The 4,540-nt window shown below is 62.1% G+C and carries 3 protein-coding genes; all 3 read right to left on the bottom strand.

All coding sequences use genetic code 11. The features are described from left to right. Positions 1 to 3,717, bottom strand: a 3,717-nt coding sequence (locus FW760_RS25870; protein ID WP_446444102.1) for a DUF6531 domain-containing protein, incomplete at its 3' end; no start/stop codon positions are given. 117 nt (positions 3,718 to 3,834) lie between these two features. Beyond that, a complete protein-coding gene (locus FW760_RS25865) occupies positions 3,835 to 3,969 on the bottom strand; it encodes a hypothetical protein (RefSeq protein ID WP_446444101.1) in 135 nt (44 codons plus the stop codon). 91 nt (positions 3,970 to 4,060) lie between these two features. Continuing rightward, the coding region (locus tag FW760_RS25860) for a hypothetical protein (RefSeq protein WP_446444100.1) at positions 4,061 to 4,540 on the bottom strand (480 nt) is incomplete at its 5' end.

Genomic DNA, 4,540 nt, shown 5'->3' with positions numbered 1-4,540 from the left:
TTGATTCCAGCCCGTGCCGGCCTGCGGCTTGTTCGAGTAATGCGCAACCGAGTGTTTGTGCAATCGCCGGCCGAGGGCGTCATAGCTGTACTCGACCTTGAGTTTGTCGTCGCTGTAGCTCTGCAGCCGGTCGAACAGGTCCCAGGTGAACTGCGCACGCACGCCGTTGTGCAGCCGTTCGGCGAGGTTGCCGCGCACGTCGTAGGTGTAATGGGTGCCGGCGTATTCGCGCAGCAGGTTGTCCATCAACCTGTTGCGTTTGGGGGCCTGGTCCAGCGGGCGGTTGAGCTGCTGCGTCTTCTCGTCCAGCAAGTTACCGGCCGGGTCGAAGGCGAATGTCTCCACCCCCAGGCGACTAGTGGCCTGCAACAAGCGACCGACAGGGTCGTACTGGTAGGCCAACTGACCACGTCGGCTGTCGTGAATGTCGGTGAGTTGCCCGGCGCCATCGTACTGGTACTGACGCTTGAGCAACGTGGACTTGCCGTCGTGGCTGCCTAGCAGTTGCTCCTGCAGCCGTCCGGCCGGGTTCCAGGCCTGGGTCTGCATCAGCTTGTTGCCCTGATGGCGCGCCACCTCACGGTGCAGGTCATCGCGCTCGTAGCTGAGCATGTCGTGCTGGTCGAGCTTCATGCCCAGCAGGTGGCCGCTGCCGTAGGTCAGCCAACTGACCGTGTGGCCGTCGGGGCGCACGGTCGCGATGCGCTGGTTGAGCACGTCGTACTCGTGCGTCCACACCGCCACCACCGGCTGCTGCAACCCCAGGTAATGCTGATGCTCGCGGGTCAGATTGCCCGCCTCGTCATGGAACCACTGCAGCTGGCTTGCCGCGTTGATCGCCTGGATCAGCCTGCCGTTGCCGTCATAGGCAAAGCGCTCGGTCTGGGACTGATCGCCCAGCCTGGCGGTACGCTCGGCCAGCCGACCCATGGGGTCGAAACGCAGGTCGATGCGGCGCTGGCCGACCTGGGTCGAGGCCAGGCGACCGCTGTACGGGTCGTATTGATAGCGGGTAGTCAGGCCATCGAAGCCGGTCTCCTGCAACAGGCGACCGACCGGGTCGTACACGAAGCTCGCCTGGCTGGTGTTTTCGTTTTCCAGGCCAATCAGCCGGCCCAGCTTGTCCCAGCGGTAGCGCAGGGTGTGCTCGTTGGCGTCGACGCGCTCGGCCAGAAGCCCGGCGCCGGAATAGGTCCAGGTGGTGCAGCGGTCGAGCGCGTCGAGGTACGCCAGCAGACGGCCTTCGGCATCACGTTCGAAGCGCTCTTCGGTGTTGTCGGGGTGTGTGACCCTGGACAGTTGCCCGGCCTTGTACTCATAGGCGGTCTTGTTGCCCGCTGCGTCGGCGAACTGCACCAGCTGGCCGAAGTCGTTGTAGGCCCACTGGCTGGTCTTGCCGGAGCAGTCGACGTACTCGAGTAGTTGCCCGGCGTCGTTGTAGGCCAGCGCCTTCTGGTTGCCGTTGGCGTCCTTGATCGCACTTACCAGGCCGCTTGGGGTGTAGGCAAATTCGGTCTTGTTGCCCAGCGGGTCGACCGTCTCTACCAGGTTGCCGCGCTCGTCGTAGTCGCGCAGCCAAAGGCCACCCTCGGCATCGCGGATCTTAATCAGCTGGTCATGGTCGTCGTAGGCGTAGTGCAGCGTGCTGTGGTCGGGACGGATGTGCTGCAGCAGGTTGCTGCGCTCATCAAAGCTGTAGCGGTCCTGGCTACCGTCGGGGTGCACGTGGCGGATGATGTTCTTGCGTGCATCACGGAACAGCCATTGCTCGCGGCCATCGGGATGTACGACGCGGTAGGTATAGCCAAGGGCGTCGTAGTAGTACCAGGTTTCCTGGCCGTGGGCGTCGGTGACGTAGGTCAGGCGGATGTTCGGGTCCCACGCCAGACGGGTCTCGAAGCTACCGTCATCCGCCCATTCATGAATCGCCTTGGCGTGCGGGCCTGTGCCATCCCATTCGAGGTTGAGGCCACGGTCGGTGCGGTCGGTGTAACGGGTGATCAGATGATGCTGGTACTCATAGTGCCAGGCGGCACCGTTTTCATCCTGAGCCGTCACCAGGTCACCCGCGCCGTCGTAGTGATAGGCGCACAGTTGGCGCAGCGGCTTGCCATCGACCACCTGCCACACGCCCTGGATATGCCCCTGCTCATCCAGCAGGGTGCCCAGTTGCAGGTGCACCTTGCTCGGGTCGTCGTCCTGGTAGGTGTTGATATCGGACAGCACCGGCTGGCCGTTGTGGCGATGCTCGTAATGCAGCATGGCACCGGCACCGCTGCGCAGGCGAATGTGGGTCAGGTAAAAGCGCTCGCCGACCTGGGCATAGGTTTCGAACCGCTCCTGGCCCCGCACCAGGGTCAGCTGATGTGCACTGGTGCGCTTGAGGGTCAGGTATTCGATGGGGTCGTGGTGCCAGGTGTCGACCTCGAGCCACGGGAAGTCGTGGCTGCGTCCATCGCTGTCATGCAGCACCAGCCCCTTGTCGACCACATCGATGCAGGTGGTGAACTCGGTGATCCAGCGTGCGCCTATGGTGCCGCTATCCAGCGCGTCGAGCCGCGAGTTGTAGACCCGGGCCCAATCCACCGGGAACGGGCCGGACAACGCGAAGTCCTGATGAACGACGGTCTCGTCGCCGAGCACATGGCCGATGCTGTGGCCGGTACAGGGACAGATACCATTCTTGTCGGTATTGGGGGCCTTTTTGGCCCTGACCTGGCGGCTGACCACCTCGGTCGGGCCTTCACTGTGGATGTGCCGCGCCTGCTGGGTGACCCCGGGGCGAATGCTGGTGGCAACGCCGCGCCTGGCGGGGTGTGCCAGCACGGTTTCCAGCAGGCGGCTCAGCAGCCAGGCAATGCTGTTTTGCATGCCAGGGGCGCCCAGGGCTTCGAGGCGATCCGGCACCGACGCGGCCAACCCGTCGAGCGTGTGCACCAGCGGGCGCAGCAGGCTTTCCAGCGCCTCGCCGAAGTGGCTGGCGACATGGTTGTAGGCCGCCTTGAGGTTGCCCTCGGAGGCATTGGCCAAGGCCGACAGCGCCAGGCGCCAGGCGTCAGTGCTCAGCAGCGAGTCGTACAGCGCCGCCTGGGTCATCTGGGTGCGTGACAACTGGTGGCTGGCTGCGGCGTCGAGTTGGCCCCGGGCAGCGGCTTCTATGGTCCTGGCCAGCGTGGTGAACAACAGGCGCGCGGTGTCGGCGGCCTCGCCGAGCATGGCCGGCAACTGGGCCAGCGCCTCGCGTACGTAGTGTTCCAGGGCGCCGCGGATGTTGGCATGCAGGTGGCCGTCGATGATCTCCAGGATCACCGCGCCGATGTTCGCCCCCGGGCGACGGCGCAGGGTCTGGCGGGTCAATTGCAGCACCGGGCGCAGCACCATGCGCGCCTTGGCCAGGCCTGGGGGAAACGGCACTACGCCGATCAGGTTGATGCCCAGGCTGACCCAGTCGAGCGGGTCGGGGGACGGGCTTTCCAGCAGCGTGAGGATGTCGATCAGTACATCCACACCGGCCAGGGCATTACAGACCACCGGCACATTTTCGCCGGCCTGGCGCAGCAGTTGCAGGTTCACCAGGCCGTAGGTGACCTCGCGCAGCCAGTGGTTTACAGAGGCGGCAGCAGCGCCGAGGTCTTCACTGAGCAGGGTTTCGAGAGGCGCAATCGCAATCTGGATCTCACGCTCGCTGGGCGTGGACGCTGTGGGGGAAGCAGACATCGGGGATAGCCTTCCTAGGCAGGGGCGAAGCGCCCTGGGTGGTCCATGAAGGCAAAAGGGTACGAGGGCAAGGAATTCTCAGATATGGAGAAACTTCCTGGAGTTGTGTGGGATGTGTCACATAAAGATGTAGATGCCACGAAAATACACCGGCACCGGCAGGCGGTCGAAGCCGCGCACGAACACTACCTGCTTGGCGCGACCGCCGATGTAGTCATCTACTTCCCATTGACTTGCGTTGCCTACCTCCAATGTTTGGAACTTATGTGGCAACTGCTGACAGCTCGAGAACGCATTTATCGTCACTTCAGTTTTCTACAAAACCAAGCTCCTCATTGCGCGGCTAGGTGCGGTTCCGATCTGACACCACGTCCACATACCAGTGGCTTCCGTTGGGGACCTCCAACGTCACAGGCACATTGGGCAACAGTGGCCTCATTGTATAATGAGGCTTGAAGGGGGCTTTCTTCGTAGAATTGTCTGAGTTGAGCCATTCCATAATGACAACGTCGGTAGAGTCCAGCTCAATCAGATAGAACTTAAAATCTGAATTATTTGTTAATTTGAATCGAAGAGTTTCTGGCCCTTCAGGCGGCACAGTTAAGGAGTCGGCGGTCGTCGCTATAAACCTTCCGCCGAAGTAGAGATTGAAGTCATAAATGGTTTGGGGCGATGTTAATGGGGATTTTGTACCCGTGGTGGGGTCGTTGACTTTTTTGTAGTGGAAATAATTGATCTTACCCTCCATTTCATTTTGGAGGTGCACGTTGAAGTATGTTGCACTCATGATCGATGCTCCCAGGATAGCCACGCGGCTTTGTGT

The organism is Pseudomonas sp. 1176_21, assembly GCF_052850635.1.
Note: the sequence above shows the minus strand (reverse complement) of the source record. Positions and strands in the feature narration are given on the sequence as shown.